This window comes from Marseilla massiliensis, from assembly GCF_016899955.1.
GTDB classification, from domain to species: domain Bacteria; phylum Bacteroidota; class Bacteroidia; order Bacteroidales; family Bacteroidaceae; genus Prevotella; species Prevotella intestinigallinarum.
The window spans coordinates 1-20736 of sequence record NZ_JACJJL010000041.1; the positions used below are offsets into that span (position 1 = coordinate 1).

20 protein-coding genes and 1 pseudogene are annotated in these 20736 nt (G+C 38.1%); 4 read left to right on the forward strand and 17 right to left on the reverse strand.

All coding sequences use genetic code 11. The features are described from left to right. The first annotated feature begins 729 nt into the window (after positions 1 to 729). Positions 730 to 882 carry a hypothetical protein gene (locus tag H6B30_RS15010; RefSeq protein WP_205112031.1) on the forward strand — a complete coding sequence of 51 codons (153 nt, stop codon included), beginning with the start codon at positions 730 to 732 and terminating at the stop codon, positions 880 to 882. 102 nt (positions 883 to 984) lie between these two features. Here the strand turns inward: H6B30_RS15010 and H6B30_RS15015 are convergent, their stop codons facing one another. The 3 genes from H6B30_RS15015 to H6B30_RS15025 form a co-directional block, all read right to left on the reverse strand. Beyond that, positions 985 to 2865: a DUF262 domain-containing protein gene (locus H6B30_RS15015; RefSeq protein WP_205112032.1), complete on the reverse strand. Its 1881-nt coding sequence runs from the start codon at positions 2863 to 2865 to the stop codon at positions 985 to 987. Between the two features lies 1 nt (position 2866). Then, entirely contained in the window at positions 2867 to 4183 is a 1317-nt protein-coding gene (locus H6B30_RS15020; protein WP_205112063.1) for a DUF262 domain-containing protein, read from the reverse strand. An 84-nt stretch (positions 4184 to 4267) separates the two neighbouring features. Further along, complete coding sequence (locus tag H6B30_RS15025; RefSeq protein ID WP_239484154.1) at positions 4268 to 5377, reverse strand: AAA family ATPase; 1110 nt, start codon at positions 5375 to 5377, stop codon at positions 4268 to 4270. A 361-nt stretch (positions 5378 to 5738) separates the two neighbouring features. Here H6B30_RS15025 and H6B30_RS15030 point away from each other — a divergent pair, with 361 nt between their 5' ends. After that, on the forward strand, positions 5739 to 6059 hold the full coding sequence (locus H6B30_RS15030; RefSeq protein WP_205112034.1) for a helix-turn-helix domain-containing protein: 321 nt from the start codon (positions 5739 to 5741) through the stop codon (positions 6057 to 6059). 233 nt (positions 6060 to 6292) lie between these two features. On the opposite strand, the gene H6B30_RS15035 is transcribed toward H6B30_RS15030, so the two are convergent. Genes H6B30_RS15035 through H6B30_RS15045 form a run of 3 tightly spaced genes read right to left on the reverse strand, consistent with a single transcriptional unit; the run spans position 6293 to position 8967 of the window. Further along, positions 6293 to 7129, reverse strand: coding sequence for a hypothetical protein (locus H6B30_RS15035; protein WP_205112036.1), 837 nt, complete (start codon positions 7127 to 7129; stop codon positions 6293 to 6295). Between the two features lie 29 nt (positions 7130 to 7158). After that, positions 7159 to 8022 (reverse strand): HIT family protein, encoded by an 864-nt coding sequence (locus tag H6B30_RS15040; protein ID WP_205112038.1) that lies wholly within the window; start codon positions 8020 to 8022, stop codon positions 7159 to 7161. Between the two features lie 6 nt (positions 8023 to 8028). Continuing rightward, positions 8029 to 8967 carry an HNH endonuclease domain-containing protein gene (locus tag H6B30_RS15045; RefSeq protein ID WP_239484156.1) on the reverse strand — a complete coding sequence of 313 codons (939 nt, stop codon included), beginning with the start codon at positions 8965 to 8967 and terminating at the stop codon, positions 8029 to 8031. A gap of 139 nt (positions 8968 to 9106) precedes the next feature. On the opposite strand from H6B30_RS15045, the gene H6B30_RS15050 reads away from it, so the two are divergent. Then, positions 9107 to 9757, forward strand: coding sequence for a DUF2971 domain-containing protein (locus H6B30_RS15050; RefSeq protein ID WP_205112040.1), 651 nt, complete (start codon positions 9107 to 9109; stop codon positions 9755 to 9757). A 549-nt stretch (positions 9758 to 10306) separates the two neighbouring features. Here the strand turns inward: H6B30_RS15050 and H6B30_RS15055 are convergent. The 10 genes and pseudogenes from H6B30_RS15055 to H6B30_RS15100 all read right to left on the reverse strand — a co-directional run bounded on the left by H6B30_RS15055 (position 10307) and on the right by H6B30_RS15100 (position 18493). After that, complete coding sequence (locus H6B30_RS15055) at positions 10307 to 11569, reverse strand: AAA family ATPase (protein ID WP_205112042.1); 1263 nt, start codon at positions 11567 to 11569, stop codon at positions 10307 to 10309. Between the two features lies 1 nt (position 11570). Continuing rightward, on the reverse strand, positions 11571 to 12416 hold the full coding sequence (locus H6B30_RS15060; protein WP_205112044.1) for a hypothetical protein: 846 nt from the start codon (positions 12414 to 12416) through the stop codon (positions 11571 to 11573). 201 nt (positions 12417 to 12617) lie between these two features. Beyond that, complete coding sequence (locus H6B30_RS15065; protein ID WP_205112046.1) at positions 12618 to 13466, reverse strand: nucleotidyltransferase domain-containing protein; 849 nt, start codon at positions 13464 to 13466, stop codon at positions 12618 to 12620. A 10-nt stretch (positions 13467 to 13476) separates the two neighbouring features. Further along, positions 13477 to 13677, reverse strand: a complete 201-nt coding sequence (locus tag H6B30_RS15070) for a helix-turn-helix domain-containing protein (RefSeq protein ID WP_205112048.1) — start codon at positions 13675 to 13677, stop codon at positions 13477 to 13479. A 97-nt stretch (positions 13678 to 13774) separates the two neighbouring features. Continuing rightward, on the reverse strand, positions 13775 to 14140 hold the full coding sequence (locus H6B30_RS15075; protein WP_338089009.1) for a hypothetical protein: 366 nt from the start codon (positions 14138 to 14140) through the stop codon (positions 13775 to 13777). Positions 14141 to 14213: 73 nt separating this feature from the next. Beyond that, positions 14214 to 15151, reverse strand: a pseudogene (locus H6B30_RS15080) (relaxase/mobilization nuclease domain-containing protein). Then, positions 15141 to 15449 carry a MobC family plasmid mobilization relaxosome protein gene (locus tag H6B30_RS15085; protein ID WP_205112052.1) on the reverse strand — a complete coding sequence of 103 codons (309 nt, stop codon included), beginning with the start codon at positions 15447 to 15449 and terminating at the stop codon, positions 15141 to 15143. Before H6B30_RS15085 ends, H6B30_RS15080 begins: the two are co-directional and overlap by 11 nt. Before the next feature lie 139 nt (positions 15450 to 15588). Then, positions 15589 to 16662, reverse strand: a complete 1074-nt coding sequence (locus tag H6B30_RS15090; RefSeq protein ID WP_205112054.1) for a DUF6371 domain-containing protein — start codon at positions 16660 to 16662, stop codon at positions 15589 to 15591. 83 nt (positions 16663 to 16745) lie between these two features. Further along, complete coding sequence (locus tag H6B30_RS15095; protein ID WP_128129298.1) at positions 16746 to 18113, reverse strand: DUF3987 domain-containing protein; 1368 nt, start codon at positions 18111 to 18113, stop codon at positions 16746 to 16748. An 11-nt stretch (positions 18114 to 18124) separates the two neighbouring features. Next, the gene (locus tag H6B30_RS15100; protein ID WP_205112056.1) at positions 18125 to 18493 is read right to left on the reverse strand and encodes a helix-turn-helix domain-containing protein; all 369 of its coding nucleotides are present in this window, start codon (positions 18491 to 18493) and stop codon (positions 18125 to 18127) included. Between the two features lie 529 nt (positions 18494 to 19022). Between H6B30_RS15100 and H6B30_RS15105 the strand changes: the two genes are divergently transcribed. Next, complete coding sequence (locus H6B30_RS15105) at positions 19023 to 19445, forward strand: hypothetical protein (RefSeq protein ID WP_205112058.1); 423 nt, start codon at positions 19023 to 19025, stop codon at positions 19443 to 19445. Between the two features lie 146 nt (positions 19446 to 19591). Here the strand turns inward: H6B30_RS15105 and H6B30_RS15110 are convergent, their stop codons facing one another. Continuing rightward, positions 19592 to 20410 carry a mobilization protein gene (locus H6B30_RS15110; protein ID WP_205112061.1) on the reverse strand — a complete coding sequence of 273 codons (819 nt, stop codon included), beginning with the start codon at positions 20408 to 20410 and terminating at the stop codon, positions 19592 to 19594. Positions 20411 to 20736: the final 326 nt, after the last annotated feature.

Sequence of the window (20736 nt, forward strand, 5' to 3'; positions counted from 1 at the left end):
AAAAAGCCGTGTATCAATGTACAACGTACATTTGACACACAGCTTGCTTTGTTTTGAATTCGTCGAATTCACGTTAATTTAGTATATTATATATATGAGTCAGTCACCTATAATAAACATATTGACTAGTGGATTACCTGGCAATGTTACTCGCCCCATCTACCTTGAGTTTGATAGTAGAAGAAGGGAGCTTGACCGGATATGGGCTAATCCTGAGAATCATTATCAGGTGCTTCAAGGCTATGTATCCACAGTAGAGGCTTTGTTAGGCAATTAGTATGTGTACATCGTTGATTATCAATAGTATAGCGCTCTAAAAGGTACAACCAGCATGTTGGTAAGTATCTGAGAATGTGTAAGTTAGTGATTTTTAGCACCATCCTCGGCTTGTACCTCATTTTGGAAAGTAAAAGTAGGTGTAATTTCTTGAATATCAAAATGTGCGGTACAAAAACTTGTGAAAAATGGCGTTTTTTGATGAGAAAAGGTACAAAAATGGCTCTGAAACAGATGCTCTTTATTTATAATCTACAAAAAACATAAGTTAATATACCAAATTTTATTTGTTTATATGGTTTGGAATTCCGATATTTGTAACATATTTACTTACGCTTAGTCGTAATCACTTACTTAATATCATATGCACTTGGGTTTCCAATGCCATCGTACTTCCAGCTTGTCTTGGGAGCAGTATCAATCTTTAATACGTTTGGAAAGGAGACATTAAGTATGACAAGAACTATAATGAAGGCGGTAGGGGCTGTTGCGGCAGGCCGAAACAGAAAAGTTCATATGAAGACAGTGGGTGTAACCATATATTGCGATGAAGGCTCCATGGGTTCGAATCCCGCCCTGCCACAAAAAGAGGCTGTATCATTTTGAGACAGCCTCTTTTTTATATTCAACCTATTTTAATTGCAATTTCTTTAGATATTATTTCATGTTTAAAATAATTTATGTTTTGTGTTTCATATAAAATTATTGTTATATTTTACATTTATCTTTTAGTATATTTATCATATCATCTTCATGCTCCTGACAAAGGGTGTTTCTCCATTCTTCATTTGAGCCGTGCTGGATAATTTCACCCATGATACGAAGTTTCAGACTTCCCTTCCTGACCATTTTTTCATAGGATTTCATTTTTGACTCAGGAGAAAGGTTGGAAAATTTTGAGTTTACACGTCGGGAAATGATGCATAAGTTTCCAAATGTATCCTTATCGTCCCAAGAAGCAAATGAATTTTCGGACGGATTTTGCGGGTACCAATGCTCCACAGAATTACGGAACTCAAATTCAAAATCCTCATATTTTTTCTTATCATTTTTCCATAACAGATAGTCCAGGAAATTAAATACGATGTGAGGAGTCTGCACACCCAGCTTATAATTGCCCCCATCCAAGAAGTTTCTTCGGGTTGCCTGTGCGGCTATTAACTCTGCGGCATCTATCAGTTTAGGATTTTGATCATCATCATTATTAAACAGCCATAGGAGGAGCTCAGTAATCCAGTGCATGACTTTGGGTGATGTATAGGACACACGGAGCGCGGACTGAATCATCAAACATTCTTTATTGCGAGGAGCATACGTTCGCTCCCACTCATTGCTATAATTCAACTTGGTATTGGAATAATATGCTTTCTTTTTGGAACCCTGCCCAGAAGTAAACAATTCTTTCAGGCTCCATTCGCCCTCATTATCTTCGCCCGAATATTCGCGCTTAATGATAAACTTATCGAAAAGGTATCGGGTCTGTAATAAATGAATGATAAACATTTGAGAAAATTTTTTCTTATCCATAGGTTTTCCATTCATTTTTCCCTGACTGATTACGGTCTTAAAATCCGAAATCAGTTTTTTATCATCCAGCAAATCACCCAAAGGTTTTTCCAAAGAAACTTCATTTAATTCCACAAACACCCTGAGGGCATGAAGCAGGAAATAAGGGAAATCTATGATGCTGTCAAAACGAACGTGTCTGTTATCGTCAAGCATGCCATCCACATCGTCTATCTTGAATTTGTTGCTGACAATTTCTGCTATGGTAGCACCTTGTTCCGATTCCTCGGTCACGCCGAAACAGGGCTGATAGTCTGCCCATTCGTCAGCAGGCCAAACATTCCACTCATTTCCGAAAACTTTCTCCCGATCGGCTGGCGAGAAATGCATCTGAACATAACCGGTCATATCGCTACAGGCATTCCATATTTTTGAAAAGAACTCCTGCTGTCCTCTATCATTCAGATATCCCATGAGCTGGGCTTTCAGAATATCGTGCTGCTCCAGCTGCTCTCCTCGGGTGTTCATGATTTCGAAATAACGATTCAGGTCGGTATGTTCGGGCACTTCTATTCTATAGAGAACAACATGTGCCAAGCGTGACACAAAATCATCTCTATTCAATCCTGATTTTTCTTCAAATTTTTGACGAATAGCCCGAATGCCATTCACAATAGGCTGCTCGACAGCACTTTCGTCATCTATCTTATCATCCAATATTTTCTGAATACGTGCTAGCGTATAGTTTGAGTTTGGACGGCAGTCAAAAGAAAGCGTCTGCCCCAACTCACCTTCCAAAGCTCCTTCGGAAACCAAATACTGCAGCAGAAGGAACAAGGTGGTAAGACGTTGCTGTCCATCAACTACTTCGTAGGTATCAGCCTTACCTTGGACTTTTGAAACAATAAGCGACCCGATATAATAATTTTCAGCGGAATCTATATCAATGTCATTAATATCATCTATCAACTGCCCAATTTCCTTGTCCTCCCAAGCATAAGCCCGCTGGTAACGCGGAATGACATAGTGGGCATCTGTATCGAAAAGGGTATGCCCGTCTAAAATTCTTAACTCTTCTACCATCTCAAATACTATATCCGTTTAATATACAAAGGTTGCTATATAATTCTTTCCATTCATCATTTGCCCGATCGTCGACGCTCAAAGTAAGCCTCATACCGGCAATTTCAGTATGCCTGCGAGCATAAGCTATCATCGCTATTACGGGTTTGGCATTGCTGTATCTGTCAAAATCGTTTCTCCCGATGGCATACCGGTTGATTGTATCAAAGCCTAAATGAGTCATGTCAACCCTGATCATCATAGCCCAGGTAAACAACTTTGTGACCGCCATAACATCGAAATTATGAAAACGGTCGTAATAGCACAACAAAGTGCAAAAGAACAGATTGCGGGCATAATTAAGCCCAGTTGATGAAGACAGGCAGGCCTTATCGAAAGCCTCGACAGAATCAGCGCCTTTCCCGTCTGTCAACATTTGCTTTATTTTATCGAAATTCGGATTGGTGATGATTTCCTCTTTTATGTTATGCAACATTTGCATATAATGATCGACCATTTCAAAGAAATCACTTCCGGAAATAAATGGCTCCGTAAGCAGGAAGTAAGGCATGGCCTTGTTGGCTCTGCGGGCATAGGTATAGCCCGTGTCCTCTTCGATACCCTTATAAATATCAATATCGGCTATGGTAAAATTTCCGCATTTACGACATTTGGCCCAGTTCCACAACGGAAAAAGATAATGATCAAACAACTCCCGAATGGCTCGGGGATCCTTTGATTCCCATTTTATCACCGCATGCTGCATCTCATATTTATCATGTATCTCTCTTAAATGATAGGCTTTAAGCAAATCGTGTGGATACAAAGCACGGCCACGGGTATTCTGGGAATCGAACAACTGAAAAGCTTCACTGATTTTATCGACCGTGATGACTACTACCTCCAGTATATCTTTCAGCGCTTTCGTAAAAAGTTTTTCCCCTTCCTCATCGACAGAAGAAAACCACTCACTTATTGTCTTATAGTTTGCTTGTATGTTCTTTTGGGTAATCTTATTAGAATACTCTACTTCCGACAAAGCACAAGTAAAACCGGGTTGTAAATACAGAGATAAGAGCAAAAAAGACAAGATACGCTGCTGACCATCTACCACCTCGTACTCGCCGTTTTCATTCTTATATAATATGACTGTACCTATACGGTATTTAAAGTTTGCATATTTTCTACTCTCTTCCATACTCTTCTGGATATCCAGGAGCAGCTCTACGATGTTTTTGTCCGTCCATTTATACGGCCGTTGATAATTAGGAATAACTAAATTGGCTTTCAATAACTTATCAATAGACCATATCTGTGGAATATTATTTTTTAACCTCATATTAAAGTCACAAATTATATCCAATAAACTTTTGTTTAGCTCGCAAAAAATCAAAATCTCGTCATTTTGCAAAGTACTCAGTCTTCAACCAATAGGCATAAATCGGGTCCTGAAACGAGATTTCACCGGCTTTATTATCAATATATCATTCTTGATAAGGGCTGCCTTTGAACGGGATATTGAGGTCGTTGAAGAGATTTGATAGCGATGCATCACTTCAGTCGAACTGATGGCTTTTTCGCCGGCAATAAGAGCCTTGAGATAGTTCAGTTGCTGTGTGGTCAGTGTTTCGGTGATTGTTACAAACAACAGACTTAACTGCTCCACCAATGCTGTGTGTGCCTCACGTACGATTTCAACGGTACATACATCCTTTGTTCTGAGCCATGAAAGCTGTGCCAATTGCTGTGCGTAATATGGATGGTTATCTACGAGCTTTGCAATCAAATGGCTTGCTTCATCGTCGATGTCCTTGCCAGTATCAGCGAAACGACTCTTGAAAAATTCCACAAGGCAAGGCGTGTCAATCTTATTAAGAAACATCAGGTTGCCAAACTTGTAGAATGGTTTGGATGAATCGGTAAATACTTCCATCATCATGTGGCGCTTGCTGCCATAGAGACAATAGGCCACACTCTGGTGCAGCTGCCAATGTGAACGCAATTTTTTCTGGAAATAGTCTGGGTCTGTAAATTCTGCGATATTTTGGAACTCATCTACGCAAATTACGATTTTCAGGCCTTTCTTCTTGGCAATCTTTTCGGCAAGATCGAGCACTTCATCGGGATTACGTTTTACCTCCTCCCAATCAAAGTCGATTGAAACTTCATTAGTGGGATCTGTACCGATTGAAATCTTGGGAACAAGATGCGAAAAGAAACTCTTCGCACTCTCGATTGCTTCCTCCCATTTTGTGGAAGTGGCGGCAATTACCTTTTGAGCGAGCAGCGAATAGAAATGCTCTTCGCTACGCACATTGAACAGGTCGATATGACAGATTCGGAGGTTGCTGTCCTGCGCCATCGCTAATTTTGCAGCCTTATTTACAAGCGAACTTTTACCCCAACGGCGAGGAGATATGATAATTGTATTGATTAACGACGTGAAGTTCTGGACCAAATCGGCTGTTTCTTTCTCACGGTCGGTAAAATTCTTCTCGGTAGCAATCTTTCCAAATATAAACGGAGTTTCCATAACGCTCTATTTTGATTTCAAGCACAAATATAATACATAAAATGTAACTACAAAAAAGGTTACAACAAAAAGTGTACATACATTTATTGTGTCATTTTACTGATTAGTGTCTTCTTTGTATAAATACCAAAGTAAAAGTCGTACAATCATAATTAGTTTCGCTTTCCTGCAAGAAACAATATATTGTTTGTTATAGGTGAAATATGAACTCTACGAATAATATAATAGCATTTAATACCTTAACGTCCAGTGATGTGGTCAAGCAGATTACGGTAAAAGTAAATTCGAAAATTTATTCCTATAAGACATCATAAAATAAAACAAAACCGCTATATTTGTATATTATATGATAGGTTAAACTATGACAAAAAGTACGATGGGTACCAAGTTGCCAAGAAAATTGGAGCAGAAGATGCAAATTGTGGGAGAACAAATCAGACTTGCACGATTGCGTAGAAACCTTAGTGTCGCTCAGATTGCCGAACGTGCTACCTGTTCGCCTCTTACTGTTTCACGCATCGAGAAAGGGGCACCGACAGTGGCAATTGGTATTTATCTTAGGGTGCTTTATGCACTTCAGCTGGATGATGATATTCTTCTGCTTGCAAAAGAAGATGTAATAGGAAAGGCATTGCAGGATTTGAACCTTAAAAAACGAGAAAGAGCATCCAAAAAAGAGTAAGTTATAAAAAGACTTGTAAAGCAAGACAATTAAAACTTTTGATATGCAACTACCTCAGTCCAACATATTGACAACCAAATACCTGAACAGAGTATTCGACAAAACCGTGGCGACCTATAAATATTATTAGCGAGTACATATTGCCACGACATCTTTTGATTCTTACGATATTTCAATTTTATCATATTCTTCGACTATAACTATTTGTGAATAACAAATATATAATTTGGTAATTAAGTTAATGATATATCCCCATCTTTAACTTTATCTATCGTGGCTTTTCTATGATAACCATTTTTTGTGTATTCGTTTATCCATATAAGCTTTCTTGTACCATCACCATAAGGTTGTAATCTAAAATGGCCACTAACCTGAAAACATTCGTCATTACATATTTCAGTGTACCATTTACTATCAAATAGATAATAATCAAGCCCCGGTTCTGTTATTACCTGTGTTTTCTTATTCTTCTTAATTTCTTTTTTCACTGTAGTTGAAACTTTACCCAATTGGACTTCCGCCCATTGTCTTAAACACAAATAATCCAAAACCATATCAATATAGTCTCTAAGATTAGCTTCCATGCAATTATCTAATAAAGGCAAAATCATACAGTCTAACTGATGACCTTCGCCTTTAATCTTATCCTTTGGCGAAACACAAATATAATATGTTGGAATCGATAGATATTTGTCAATTTTATCTTGAAATATCCATAATGTTAGACAACCATTCTTTATGCTGTACACAACATAGCAACCTTCAAGAAAGTATGGACTACGAACAATTCCATTCTCATTATCTAATTCATTAAGAATATCCATATGAAATTGAGTAAATTTCATATAAGATTTATCCATTGTATCAATGAATGTTTTTGAAAAAATCACTAAATTACGACAGTTACCTTTTATCCCAGAAAATTCTTTAATTGCACTTTCTCTATTAGAATCAACAACACTCCCTATGTTATTATACCAATTAAGAATGCTTTGAGGTAAGTTCCTGTTATCGAGATTGAACAAATATCGAAATAATGTGATGTCGTTTATGCTTTTATTATTCTTCATTATAACTGAATTTAAGATATAAAAATATATTAATACCTTTGTTTCTCTGGAATTACTCCCCGTACGCCACCTTTTGGGTTCTCCACGTCCCCCTCATAACGAGGGATCAGATGCATATGGACATGAAACACCGACTGGCCAGCAGCTTCATTTACATTGATTCCAATGTTGTAGCCATCTGGGTGGTAACGTTCATCGATTTTCTGTTTCACATATTGAAGCATTACATTCATAGCTTCACGTTCATGGTTTGTCAAATCAAAATAAGAGGCGACATGACGTTTGGGAATTATCAGAGCATGGCCAGGTGAAACGGGATAACCGTCATAGAAAGCCACGCACGTGGCCGTCTCGCAAATCACCTCCACCCTGCGCGACAAACGACAGAAGGGACACTTTTCTCCTTCTTGCCGTGGAAGTTTATTGAAATGATTGTATTGGTAAAGCTCATAACTCGAATTGCGATCCAAACTCAAAAAAGGTAAACGGACATTACATTGGTAGGTATATTCCCGATAAATGGCATGAAGCCAGAATCCCTCCTCTTTCAAATCACGCCGAACGGCAAAATATGCAGTCCCTTTTGGTGAAAGAAGATTAGAAACATTCATCATCACCTCGGCTTGGGCATATGGCTCCAACACATTCAGCACATAGACACAAAAAATGGTGTCAAATTTACCCTCAGGGTATTCCGTGCGGTAATAATAATCATACCCGGTAATGTCATATCCACGCTGTTTCAACTCATCCGTATCATATCCGAAACCACAACCGAAATCAAGGATACGCCCCTTCAGCAAATCGTGTCTCAGAAGATAACGAACAGGAACAGACAAGTCCGTGCGTCTAATAGCCGTCAGGTAAGGATGGTTGATTTTCTCTAGTGCCATAATCGTTTAGTATTTCCAAGTTTCAAATCCCATATTCAGGGCTATCTGATGCATCGGCGTGAATGTCTGGAAAAAACAGTCAAATAGATGTTCTCTATCCGTCGAAACTATTTCCTGCGGCGTATGCCCCAAGGAAAGATAGTCTTCTAACAACTTTTCTTGCTTTCCCTCATTCAGATTAATACGCAAAGCAGCCTGATGGGTTATTGCCAGCTTCGGGAGATACAGATCCAGGTCGGGCAGTTTGTTGCTCTTGGAACTATTGATACTCGGATCGGCTGGCATCAGGTTCCAAAGCAGGTCATGGGAGACGAAACTCCACGGAATAAAATGATCCAAATCATACATACGTTCCTCTAACAGGTTTCCGGTATACGGACATCTGACCTCCATACCACGTTTTATGGCCGTATTCCAAAATTTATGTTGCGCGGATAAGGAGTTCCGTTCCTCACGTTTCACTAACTTAGTGGGTATAGCCGGCACGTTGGGATTTCTCGTCTGCAAGAAGCCTGACAATCCCCAATAGGCAAAAGCGCTCAAAATATCATAATTCTCTCTCAAATAATCCAGCCATGTAGGGTTCAAATCAATCCATAGCGTTCCGTCCTGTTTCTCCAATTTATAAAGGCAACCGTTCTCAAACGACTGGGAACGGACAACCGTTTGGCGGTCATCGGATGTATCAATCCAAGGACGTAAGAAACGGAAAGGAACATTCATTTGCAAGAAATTCAACCGTTTCCGGACATCTGCCCTTTGGACAAGCTCATGCAACAAATCCGTCAAATCTCGGATACTGATATTGATGGGAATGCTATACTCTTTTTGCAGAGCCCATATCGCCTCATAAAGGGATTCCGACTTTCCAAAAGAAAGACGGAAATAGATTACCGGATACCAAGCGTTTGCCACCATCGTAATCATAATATCCCATACATTCATCCTCGTTTTCCCATGCTTTACGCACAAGTCAAGGATACCGAGAAACCAATAATATTTTTTTGATGAAGAAGATTATGATATGTTTTCATCTAAGAAAATGAATGGGAACTTTTATGAGTTAAAAAGAAAAAAGCTTCCCATGTATTTATATAAATTCTATTCTCCAACTATTGAAAATATTTCTGACGTACAAAATAGACTTTTGTGGCTAGCTTCTCCAGATACATTTAATGATCCTTATGATTGTAAACTCTTTTTTGATATTTCATCTTTTGAACAATATTATACAATAAGATCCTTTAAAAACAATCTTATTTTTTCTGAAGAAGAAAAGAATATAATCTATAAGACATTAAATACGAAATCTCATTCATATTTTGAATCTTTTCCTTATAAATTTAGACAGATTGTAGAAAATTCTAACAATGAAGCTATTCTTGCTTTTCAAAAAGAATTATGGACAAATACATCAAATATTAATAAATACATTAAGGGCTTAATCTCAGACAAATATAGAATAGCCTGTTTCTCTGCTTATATGTGGAATTCAAAAGAATATGAGCAATTAATGTGGGCACATTATGCTCAGAGTCATAGAGGATTTTGTGTCGAATATGACATTTCTCCATTATTTAATGACAAGATTATGGATAAAGATCTTTTTAATATATATTCTTTTTCTATCTTAATATTCAACAAACTTGCTGTATCTGACAAAATTCTTAGTAATTCATCAGAAGCTTTCACACCTACAATTATTCTTTTTGCAAAAGGGAATGGAATTTTATGATTAACCTTATGAGATATTTTAGAATCTACAATTAAACGCCATTCTTGTTCATACTTCCATGGAAGAGTTTTAGTAACAATGGAACGAAAAACTTTAATATTAATGTCACACCTTTGTTTTTTATTACATAAATTCTTTGAAATAGCATAACATAGGGTTTTAGAAAGTTCTATTCTTTTTGACGAATAGTGTACTGGGAAAAAACCATTCATCATTATTGTCCTTTGTTTTGATGGTAGTAAATATTCATTTGCCTTTCCCAAAGAATATATATAAACTTAGTTTTATAATAACACTGTCCAAAATTTTGTGTAAATGGAAACTGGATTCAGTTGTATAGTTTTGAACACAAATGAGAATTTTTAATAATTCACAGTACGCATAGACCGAGAGCATCCTGTTCTATCTACTACAATATCGACAGCCGAAAACTACCATTTGGAATTATTTTCATCTCAAATAGCTCCACTCCATCGTCATCATAGAATTGAATGGATCTTTTAGTTGTACATTATTTAATAATATTGTTCAGTCTTAAATATAACTATATTATTTCCCATTTCTTAAATCCGTAATAGTATCTATTTTAAAGATTGAAGATAAAATACTTCTTCTATGTTGAATAGGTTTCTGGTTTTCGATATATTTAACAAATTCTATCTTGATTTTCTTATTAATATCTCTCATATTTTCATACTTATCTACAGGTATGGTCGTTACAAAATGGTGAACATCATTATCTCCTAAAGATTCATTATAGTGTTCATTGTATTTCCGTATGATAGATTTAATTCGATATTCTACATATTTTCTTTTATCTTGATTAAATAATCTAGTGAAATGCCCTTTATAATCAAATCTTGAACGTAGTTCAGGCGATATCCTTGTAGGGAACTCTTCCTTTGTAATATTTGATGTAAATATTATTACAAAACCATTGATATCAATTTCCACTGCTTGAGAACTTACCATCTTGCCACTCTCTAATACATCCAAAAAGAAATTAAATAGTGTGGCATTTGATTTTTCAAATTCATCAATTAGAATAAGTCCTACATCCGTATTACGGACACGAATAAAAATCTCACCATCATCGCTTCCGATATAGCCACGAGCACTACCTATTAATGAACTTAATGAGAATTCGTTGCTATAATTCCCGAAATTTACTTTTGCTAAATTATCCTTACCTCCAAGACATTTATATAATGCTCTAGCAACTTCTGTCTTGCCAACCCCTGATTCCCCTAATAGAAATAACGATAATACTTTATGCTCTCCTATTTTGTTGAACAAACGAAATGATTTTGCTATTTCATAGAAATCATCTTTGAACTTTTCGTGCCCGTATAATGATTCTCGAAATGATTTAAAGAATGTTTCAAATTCTTCAGGTGTAAAATCTGTAATCTTCTTATGTATTTTATCAGTTGCAATTATAGGGGGAGGTAATTGTTCGAAGAAAATATCGTATTTTTCTTTGATGTCTACAAATTGTTCAAAACAATATCTTAATTCATATTTAAGTTGATCAAAATACTTGTTGTCACAGATATAAATAATATCTTCATTATTGAATAGTCTAAATACATTTTCTCCAATAGCCTGAATAGCGCTCGTATTATAATATCCTCCACCTAATATTGATACATCAATAACACATATGCCACTTTTGTAGGGAGTGAACTTGTCAAGATCTTTTAAGTCTTCTAAAAAGTAACTTAAACTTATCACTTCATACTCTAAAGACTGAAACAATGTCCTTATTGACTCAAATTCTATTTGATTATAAAACAAGAGTTCTTTTTTCATGCTATTTTGTAGTATGTATATTCTGGATTATGGCTAACAAATCAATGTAATGGTATATAGAATCATCTCCTGAACTAGCAAACTCTTTATATGTCGGTTGCTCAATGGGATATTGACTTTCTTGTATTTCCTCAAATTCGGATGTCCTTTTAAATTGTGATTGTATATTCCCTAATTCTGCAAAGTATTGAAAAGTATTGCCTAACTGATTTATCTTAATAGTACCTTTATATATTCCCAAAACACTAACTTTTCCAATAAATAAATCATCAACATTGTATGAGCTTTCAAATTCATTTTCAAAAGTAACAGGTATCTTTATGATAATTTTATCATTTCCATTTAATAGTACACCTTTAATTTTATATGCATAATCTTTAAACATTGAGTTGAATAAGTTTGTTATATCAAATCCATTAACCCCAGGAACAGAAAGATTTTTGAAAGCTCCACTTGTAAATAACTTTACCGTCCTTAGCTCAACTTCATTTTCTAATGATAATTGAACATTATCAATTAATACTAATTCACCTTCTTTGATAGTATTATCAAACTGAGCAATATTTTTACTTGCGTCCACGACATCACTTAATATAACAGATTTGGTAGTTTTAATCTCGATGGTCTCCAGTACTTTTTTCGAAGCACTCCCCCCTACATTAATATCAGCATTACCTTCACCACTAAATAGTTTTAGAAAGCCCAGTCCCATTTTTGCTCCTAAATGCGCAGAAGCGTTACCTTCTGTATTCTTCTGTACCTCTTTGGCTACAGTTATGAAATTATCAAACATCATCTTAATTTCATAAACCTTAGGGTAATTGATATAATAAATATTAAATGCCATAGACTGTGATATGTGTGTATTCTTATTTTTCTCTAATATTATTAATCAGTAATTCTGTAATATTGTTTAGTTACTTTCATTTTGCAATAATTTATATAAGCCCGTGTTTATTACGGGAAATTTAAAATTCTTGCGAATTGTTGAAGGTAAATTAAGATCATCTTTTTGTTATTCAATTGTTCTTTCATATCCTCAATTTGTTTAAGATAAATAATCTCTAATCCACAATTCCAATTGTTGGGGCAATGTCGTTTCAATCTTATCAGAATCATATTCCATGTACATTCTAGATATCAAATCGGATGGCAATTTAGGTAACTTACAATCTTTAAGCAGACAAACCTTATTTCCTTTTGCCAACATGTAACCAACTTCTAAAGCGACATTGGGATTATAACTGTCTTGGTCATTTTTGTCAAATATTGCTACTGCAACTTTGCAACAATCAAGATACACTTTAACATTATTCCACAAATCATCCGTAAATAGCTTCTCGTTAGCTCGTATGGCAATATATCCATTCTTTGCAAATACACTTTGAATTATATCATAGACTATTTTGAGTTTCTCTCTAAATGGCATAATGACAAAAACTGCATGGTTTCCATAAGTCTTATAAAACTTTATTTCTTCATCTGAATATGAAGGAATGTAAGACATTTTAAAATCAATATCGCGTTGGACCTTAATTTCTTGGTATCTGTCCATTAGAGAACTCTCTCCTTTTTCTTTTGACCATAATAATTTAGCATCGAGAGTGGCCACGATATCGTCTCTTCTTATCCAACTATCATTTGCAAAACTTTCTGCTTCAATCTTATTTGTAGTTTTAAATATATCTAAAGCCTTCTCCATCTCTATTATTGGCATAATCTCATCTCGTCTAAGCCCATCAGGAGCATAAACTAAAATGTCAATCTCGGATCTAAGACTGCCCGTCTCATAAGCGCGTGATCCCAATATGTATATTTCTTTAACATTGTTAATCTTGGAAATTTTATATATTAAATCTCTGAGATTAATTAGTCTTACATCATCTCTAATTGCCATATTGTATAGATTATTTGTTATAAATTAAGTCTTTGGGATCCACATTCAATATCTTTGCAATCTCAAATAATACCTCTAAACTTGGTTGTCGACGATTGCAGACATAAGAATTGACAATACAAAAACTTTTTCCGAGTTTTTCTGCCAACCAGGTCTGTTTGATGCCTTTTTCTTCAAGCACCTCTTTTATTCGGTTCATGGGTTTATCCATTGTTCAATCCTTTGTTATTTTACAAAGATATAAAACATGATGCTATAAAAAAAATAAAAAGGAGAGAAAAGTCCTCTCCTTCATAAAGAAATCTACATTACACCTCTAACTCCTTCAACGGCAACCCATAATTATATTGTCTGAAAAATCCTCTGTGGATAAGTTTCAGACCAAGCGTCTGATAATACTTGTAATCGTCATCTTCGGTGCAGAGGTACTTGTAACCATAGCGCGGAGCGTATTCCTTGAAGAAGCGGGCAAGGTCTTTCAGGTTTTCCTGCTGGTTCCGTTTGAAGTTGCTGCGCACAATGATAATGCTCCAGTCGGGGATACTACCGACACCACAACTGTATTCCCAGAAACGGATGTATAAATCCATTTCGCCAACATGGACAGAAACACAAATGCCGTTGGCGTTGTGCATGACGGAACAGCAGTTTCTGTAACCGAATCTCTCACACAAATAGAGATTGAAATCGTAAATAAGATCGGAATAGTTCATAATAATTTGAATTTTGATGGTTAATAAAAATTGATTATAGACTGAAACCTCGCTTGCGTTTCGGTTTCTTTTTCTTCTTTTTAAGCCGATTGGCCTGTATTGCTTCCTCCGTATCATAATCCGTAGGAGAGGGTGTGAACAACCCCAGACTGATGCCGGAATGATTCTCCTGCTGGTATTCATGTCGAGGTTCCTCGCGTATGGTTTCTGCCTGTGCTGGACGCTGGTTCATGGTAGCAGAAAGAGCGTTATATCTCAGTTCCTGGTCGATGTTCAGAAAACTGAACTGACGATCAATTTTGGAACCGCTAAAGGTCTGTTGGTTGCATGTGAACTTTACACCCTCCATCTCGCCAGTCGTGCGACTTAGCTTCCATTGCGTATCAATTCCATATCTCCGCAAAGCCAGTCGTAGTTCACTCCAGCTTCGGACATTCGGAACTTCTCGTTTTAAGGCATGATAGATAAAATACTTAACCCTGTCGTGATGGCGCAACCGCATGAAATTGACATGCTCTTTCCTTCTGCAAAATGCAAGCGGTAACGGGCCGTCAGCATCTTACAAACTTTTTCATTCCGGTAGCGGTCGTTCTTGTCGCTGATGGTGTGGCCGTCATTATCCACCCGGTTGTAAACGATGTGACAATGAGGATGGTCACGGTCAGTATGCCTGGCAATGATGAACTGCGTGTTCTCGATTCCCATCATTTTCATATAGTCGTGGGCGATTTTCAGCATCAGCCCATCATCGTCACGGATGCGGTCCCCGTCTTCTGCGGAGAAGCTCAATGATATATGGCCGACCGTGTTCTTGACCTTGTCGTTCAGTAAAGTCTGTAACTCGAATTGCTCCGCTATTTCTTCAGGCGATCCGTAGACTCCAACCGCTTTCAGCAGGCGCGATTTATCCTCTTTCAGCACATAGTTTACGCACCCGGAAAACGATGTACCCTTGACAATTTTACCTATCATCTTTGAGCTGTTTTATGAGTTGTGAAATCTCTTGGGTGACGGTTCGGCATTCATCAGCCACACGATAAAAACCGTAAGCGTTGGCTCGTTTGGCAAGCTGGTTCAAGTTCGTGCTTTCTCCAATCAGTTTTCGGATAATGTCAAGATTTTCTCTCGTAATCCGTTCGCGCACCGTACCGTGTTCGATGAGTGAACGCACTACTTCGCTTTGACTGCGTTTACTGCGTCGGCTGAGTGCTCTGAGCCAGCCGAACTGTTCGTCTGTAAGACGGATTGTAACTGTATTTTTCTTGTCCATAATATTTGCTTTTGAGATTAATAATTGTGACCATCGGGAGCCGTCTCACCTTCTTTTGAGGTGAGCAAGTGGTCGGGAAATGTAATACACCGGCATAAACTTGCTCCAGTGAAAAAGAAGTGAATCAGACATCTGAAAGTCATCGTTTGAAAAGTCCTTTCCGAGTATGTTGGACCGTTGCTGAAAGCGGTGCTTTCTCCACATTGACAAGCTGTAAATCGAAAGTCTCGACCAGCATTCTCAAGGCCGGATTCAACGTGATAAGACGATTGAAAATAGCCTCCTTTGTCTCTTCTCTCAGTAGAAAATCGGCGATGTCATAACCCGCATCACGTTCTTCTTTTGTTGCGTTTCTTTCCATAAAATCAAAGAGAGAAACCTCTATTCCCAGGCTCCGGATCATCTCCATTTTACTATTCCAATAGTCGGTTGCCCCCAGGTCGGGGAATAGTAGAACACGTCGGTTTCTCAATACGCTCATGGCATCCCGATTGAATGCTCCGTTCTTTCCGCCCGAAGCAATCCATAGGTATTGCGGCAGATAGAAGCTGGATATCAAAGCGCTTTTCTCACTCTCCACAAGGGCAACCGGACGCTGCCGGTCGGAGGACAAAAGGTGCTCACCAAACAAGCATTGCCGGAGATTGAAATTCTCTTTCTTCAAAAGGGAATGTACCCACGTGATGTAGTTGTGTGGCTCTTTAATCCGTCTTCCGTTTTCAGAATTGTAGAGCATCACTTTTCCGGTGCGTACCCGTCCGGAAATATCCACCTGCCAGAAGACCGTAGCTCCCGGCCAATGCTTCGAGGTTCCCACATGGTAGCGTAACATCAGCTCTTCGGTAGCCTCCTGCCCGAAATGGAAACTCAGGAACTGAAACAGCTTGTTCGTGTGATACAGCTTTAGGGACTTCCTCATGATTTCCGGCTCAATGAATGAAGGCACAGGAGGCAGACTGATGCGTGGCTTTGACATCGGCACAAACTCTTCGCTCAATCGTTCCTTGGCCATCGGGTTCTCGTCAAAATACATTTTGGGCGTATAGTTGTAGCCGCACTTTTGTTCATGGTTGCATCGCCCTACATAATCGGGAAAACTGATTTGTTTTTCCGTATCGATGTATTTGGCGAAACAACTTTTACGGTGGCAGTTCGGGCATGTGTGCCGGGTGCTGACACCTTTGTATGGTTCTAATGTGAATCTGTAGTTCATTTTTCTTTCTGTTTGGATGTTACTATGCACATTTTCGCAACTTCACAAACCCCTCGGTTGCGAAAATGTGCATAGTAACAGGTTTATTTACTGTATTCTCCATGATTCTCTTTTCTGAATAATGTTCCGATGTGTCGTTTTAGAAACATCTTGAAAGCATGTTCCTTCATCCCGTAACTTTCAGCAATGCCGATACCTTCTGCCGTTGTAAATCTCTGAGGCAGATTCAGGTAGATGTTGCGGTGCAATTCGCTCAACTGTTCCTGACTGACGGCAGTCTGCACTTTTACAGCTGTAGTCCGAAAATATTCAGTCAGCAGGATGGCACGATTCACGCTTTCAAGGTCAATCGTAGTCTTATCGCACTCTCCGCAAGTCCATCGGGCAAGCTGGATAATCAAACAAAATCGGATAATGTAGATTTCCAGTTTGCAGTAAATACCGACCAAAGCATCGTTGGTTTCCATATCACATAGACGGGCATTTTCATGCTGCCAACCGTAAAGCCGTTGCTTGGCTTCTTCATCGAATGGCAGGCATTGAGGCTGCAACTCATTATTCTCGTCATGCGGACAATCCTGTGCAATCAGCTTGTCTATAATCTGTTGCCACTGGATTTCCAGTTCTTCAGGAGTTTCCCGGTCGTTCCATCTGCTTTTCAAAACAGATTCAGGCATCACGAAAAGAATACGGTCAATAAAGCCGTTACTCGAACGTTCGCCCTTGACCAGTTCACCCAAAATCTTCTTTTGGATGGTACCGATAACAGAGATATAGGGACGTCTGATAAAAATGGAACTTTGCGTACTCTTGCGGTCGGAAATCGTAGGCTTGGCATTGAATACCGAAAGCCAGAACTGTTCTTCCGAACCGTTATTATAGCGGTTGAAATTCTTGAACCAGGCCGACAGCTCGTCCGACCAAAGGCAGAGTCCTCTGGGATTCTGAGCATGTATCAGGCTCAAACCTTCGGGAGTGATATCCGAAACAAGAAAGCGGCTGCGCACGGGAGCCTGCGGAAACTCATCCAAACCGGCTTCCAAGCGTTCCTTCTTACTCATGGACATAGTGCGTTCATACTCGGCATACAACTTCTGATATTCCTGATTCTGACAATAATCATGCTCAATGAACGGCTGGAAAGCGAAACTCAGCGGATGACTCTTATTGGCTCCGGGGCGACCAATCAATGCCATGTACAGAATGGGACTTTCCAGCCAGTTGCGCTTCACCTGCACCAGATGGGAGTTACCAATCCCCACGGCAATGGCCGCAAGGATAGCCGCAGCAACATAATCCACAGGGTAGCCCTGACAATCGTGCAAACTGCTGATGATACGCTGAATCCTGATAGGAAAAATTTCTATCGGGAACTCACCGCCGGACATTTTAGCTCCGATACGCACAGCCTCGCCGATAATACCTTCTGCTGTTAATTTGGAGGTTTCCATATCCATGCAGATCAAAAGTTATAACCTCCCTTTGGTTTGCGTTTCGCTCCATGTACTATCTCCGCTGCCTGTTCCTGGAGCGACATGGCCTGCATCTGCTTGCGCCCGGACTCAATCCATTGCAGCAACTCATCTTCATAGAAGTAGAGTTTCTTACCTTTTTTATAAGCTGGAATTAGTCCTTTACGCGCAAGCGTGTAAATGGTAGGCTTTGCCTTTCGTGTGATTTTACAGGCTTCTTCAATTTCAATAAGACGATGCTTGTCGGAAGAAGCCTGCGGTTGCAATGCCGCCACCATTTGCCGGATTTGTTCCATCTGTTCTGTGAGATAACCTACCGCCTGCGGTAGCTTATCAAAAGTGATTTGTTCGTTTGCCATACGTACTCGTTTTTAATTGTTCGCTGGCAAAGGAAATTGGTGTTTTAATGGTGGAAAACATCACCGGAATATAACTGTGAGATAACTTTTGGTGGTGATTGGCAGTGATTACAAAAGATTTTAATTACTTTTGAATTTAGAAAAACCAATAGTTATTGATACTATAATTATTTGTGACGAAGATGAAACATCAAACAGGGAATTGCACCATTTATGAATCTGAAGTTGCTCTTTTTAAAGATCTTAGACAAACATATCCTGAAGATACAAGAGATAGGATTGTAGATGACGGCTTATGTTGGGCTGCTATAAGTAAAAAAATGCCAGACAAATCGAATAGAAATTGGCCTGAATGTCTTTGGACTGAATCGAGACGACGTGTTCTATTCTTTCTTAAAGAACCAAAAAAAATGAAGGCGAAGATTATAAGGATTGGGATTGGTCGGAAGGATCAGAGACATTTGGTAATGTTTTAGCGTATTGGCTTGAAGGTCTTATGATAACTCGTGCAGACTATTGCCCTAAATATATGGAAATATCTTCAAGAAAGGATATTTTCAAAAAATATCCACTTGCCATTGTGAATGCAAAGAAAATTGCAGGTGGAAGTTCTGCTAATTGGAATGTTATATGGAAATATGCAGAGCGAGATAAATCATTTTTACATCGACAAATTAGAGAGATTTTAAAACCAAATATTATAGTTTGTGGTGGAAGTAATGATCAAGATAATTATTCCCGAAAAGTTCTCAGTATTGCATTAGATTGCGTTTTTCAAGAAATCAAGGAGGGTTTCAGAAAAATCAATAATTGGTGTTATTATAACTTGAAAGAAGAGATTTTATTAATTGATTCATATCATCCTTCACTGATTATGAATGAACAAGAAAAAATCGAAAGTCTAATCAACGGCTTTTACAATTTTATTTTGAAAACGGATTATAAATATTAATCCATCAAGAAACATCTACAAAAGAAGTGGTTGATTCGTATAACTAAATAACGCAGAATGTGCATCGATAAATGGTCAATGGTTAACAGAATATATTTACGATTATAAATTAGGATTGCAATCTGAGAAAGTCCTTTGTGGCATGATTATGGATATGGACTATTGAAAAGCAATGGATAATGCTCAATAGTATTGTTTTTATACAATTTTTTATCAAGTTTTATCATGCTATCTGATTCTGTATGTGACATTTTACGCTCAATAGTTGAGATTTCCAAATCACGGAGAGTATGGGCAAAGACATTCTTGATGAATGTGGCAGTATGAATACGTTTTCTACCAAAAGCCTTGCCAATATTCCAGCCAAAGTGCATAATATCAATGCTTTTAAGCTGAGAGTCAACCTTTACAGGCGATATCTTTTGTAAGGTATCGCCTGAACTATATTCTACGATGTATGCGCATAGACGATTGAGTTCCTCTTCACTCATATAGGCAACCATTGTTTGCTTCGTATAGCTAATGACCTTTTCCAATTTAGTTTGAATAGCACGATTCTTTTTTGCGATAGAATTGGTTCGCATAACTTCATATTCTGAAGGTCCAAAGATTGTTTCTTCAGCGGTAGGAGCAGACTCAATGACATCAGGCGTAGCTTGGTTTGAATCTTTGATTGTAGGGGCTTCCGGAACAGAAACGGTATCATTGTGATTTTTCATCGTTTGAAAAGCAGAGAAACGCAATAGAAAAGCTTCTATGCGTGGTAGCAGAAACTGATTAAAAGTTGTCTGTAAACTGGCATAGATCGCCATCAAGACAATTACTGTTGCAAAAAATGCAACACTGCTACTGAAATCGTCAACACCTTTGGATAAAACAAACTGCCGAGCTAAAACGCCAACAACAAGAGTACCTACCAATACAAGGGAATAGAGTGCTATATGTTCTATACTTTTCTGATTCATAGTGATATTTGCTAATTGTTTGTGCGCAAATATATGTCATTTCATAGATACCATGTTATAAATCCAGGAAAGTGGCAGCATTTGTCCTCGATATGGTACTTATTTCTATACCATCTATGCCACAATAGAATAAAAAAGAAGAGTCCAACTAGGTTTTAACCCCATGTCGGACTCTTCTTACGTTACAGAACTTTATACTATTTAGCGAAATCTTATTCGCCGTCTCTCGCTTCTTGAAATTGACCAAATGTAGGCTCGGCTGTCGGCGCCATGCCACCTTACGGTGGTAGGTTTCCGACAGCCTGCCTCCGAACCGTACGTACACG

Excerpts from the sequence above, each read along its gene's own strand:
- H6B30_RS15110 (WP_205112061.1), bottom strand. The coding sequence starts at position 20,410 with ATGAATCAGAAAAGTATAGAACATATAGCACTCTATTCCCTTGTATTG.
- H6B30_RS15060 (WP_205112044.1), bottom strand. The coding sequence starts at position 12,416 with ATGGCATTTAATATTTATTATATCAATTACCCTAAGGTTTATGAAATT.
- H6B30_RS15065 (WP_205112046.1), bottom strand. The coding sequence starts at position 13,466 with ATGGCAATTAGAGATGATGTAAGACTAATTAATCTCAGAGATTTAATA.
- H6B30_RS15040 (WP_205112038.1), bottom strand. The coding sequence starts at position 8,022 with ATGGCACTAGAGAAAATCAACCATCCTTACCTGACGGCTATTAGACGC.
- H6B30_RS15100 (WP_205112056.1), bottom strand. The coding sequence starts at position 18,493 with ATGGCAAACGAACAAATCACTTTTGATAAGCTACCGCAGGCGGTAGGT.
- H6B30_RS15045 (WP_239484156.1), bottom strand. The coding sequence starts at position 8,967 with ATGAATGTATGGGATATTATGATTACGATGGTGGCAAACGCTTGGTAT.
- H6B30_RS15070 (WP_205112048.1), bottom strand. The coding sequence starts at position 13,677 with ATGGATAAACCCATGAACCGAATAAAAGAGGTGCTTGAAGAAAAAGGC.
- H6B30_RS15090 (WP_205112054.1), bottom strand. The coding sequence starts at position 16,662 with ATGAACTACAGATTCACATTAGAACCATACAAAGGTGTCAGCACCCGG.
- H6B30_RS15085 (WP_205112052.1), bottom strand. The coding sequence starts at position 15,449 with ATGGACAAGAAAAATACAGTTACAATCCGTCTTACAGACGAACAGTTC.
- H6B30_RS15025 (WP_239484154.1), bottom strand. The coding sequence starts at position 5,377 with ATGGAAACTCCGTTTATATTTGGAAAGATTGCTACCGAGAAGAATTTT.
- H6B30_RS15035 (WP_205112036.1), bottom strand. The coding sequence starts at position 7,129 with ATGAAGAATAATAAAAGCATAAACGACATCACATTATTTCGATATTTG.
- H6B30_RS15105 (WP_205112058.1), top strand. The coding sequence starts at position 19,023 with ATGGAAATATCTTCAAGAAAGGATATTTTCAAAAAATATCCACTTGCC.
- H6B30_RS15055 (WP_205112042.1), bottom strand. The coding sequence starts at position 11,569 with ATGAAAAAAGAACTCTTGTTTTATAATCAAATAGAATTTGAGTCAATA.
- H6B30_RS15050 (WP_205112040.1), top strand. The coding sequence starts at position 9,107 with ATGTATTTATATAAATTCTATTCTCCAACTATTGAAAATATTTCTGAC.
- H6B30_RS15095 (WP_128129298.1), bottom strand. The coding sequence starts at position 18,113 with ATGGAAACCTCCAAATTAACAGCAGAAGGTATTATCGGCGAGGCTGTG.
- H6B30_RS15010 (WP_205112031.1), top strand. The coding sequence starts at position 730 with ATGACAAGAACTATAATGAAGGCGGTAGGGGCTGTTGCGGCAGGCCGA.
- H6B30_RS15020 (WP_205112063.1), bottom strand. The coding sequence starts at position 4,183 with ATGAGGTTAAAAAATAATATTCCACAGATATGGTCTATTGATAAGTTA.
- H6B30_RS15015 (WP_205112032.1), bottom strand. The coding sequence starts at position 2,865 with ATGGTAGAAGAGTTAAGAATTTTAGACGGGCATACCCTTTTCGATACA.
- H6B30_RS15030 (WP_205112034.1), top strand. The coding sequence starts at position 5,739 with ATGACAAAAAGTACGATGGGTACCAAGTTGCCAAGAAAATTGGAGCAG.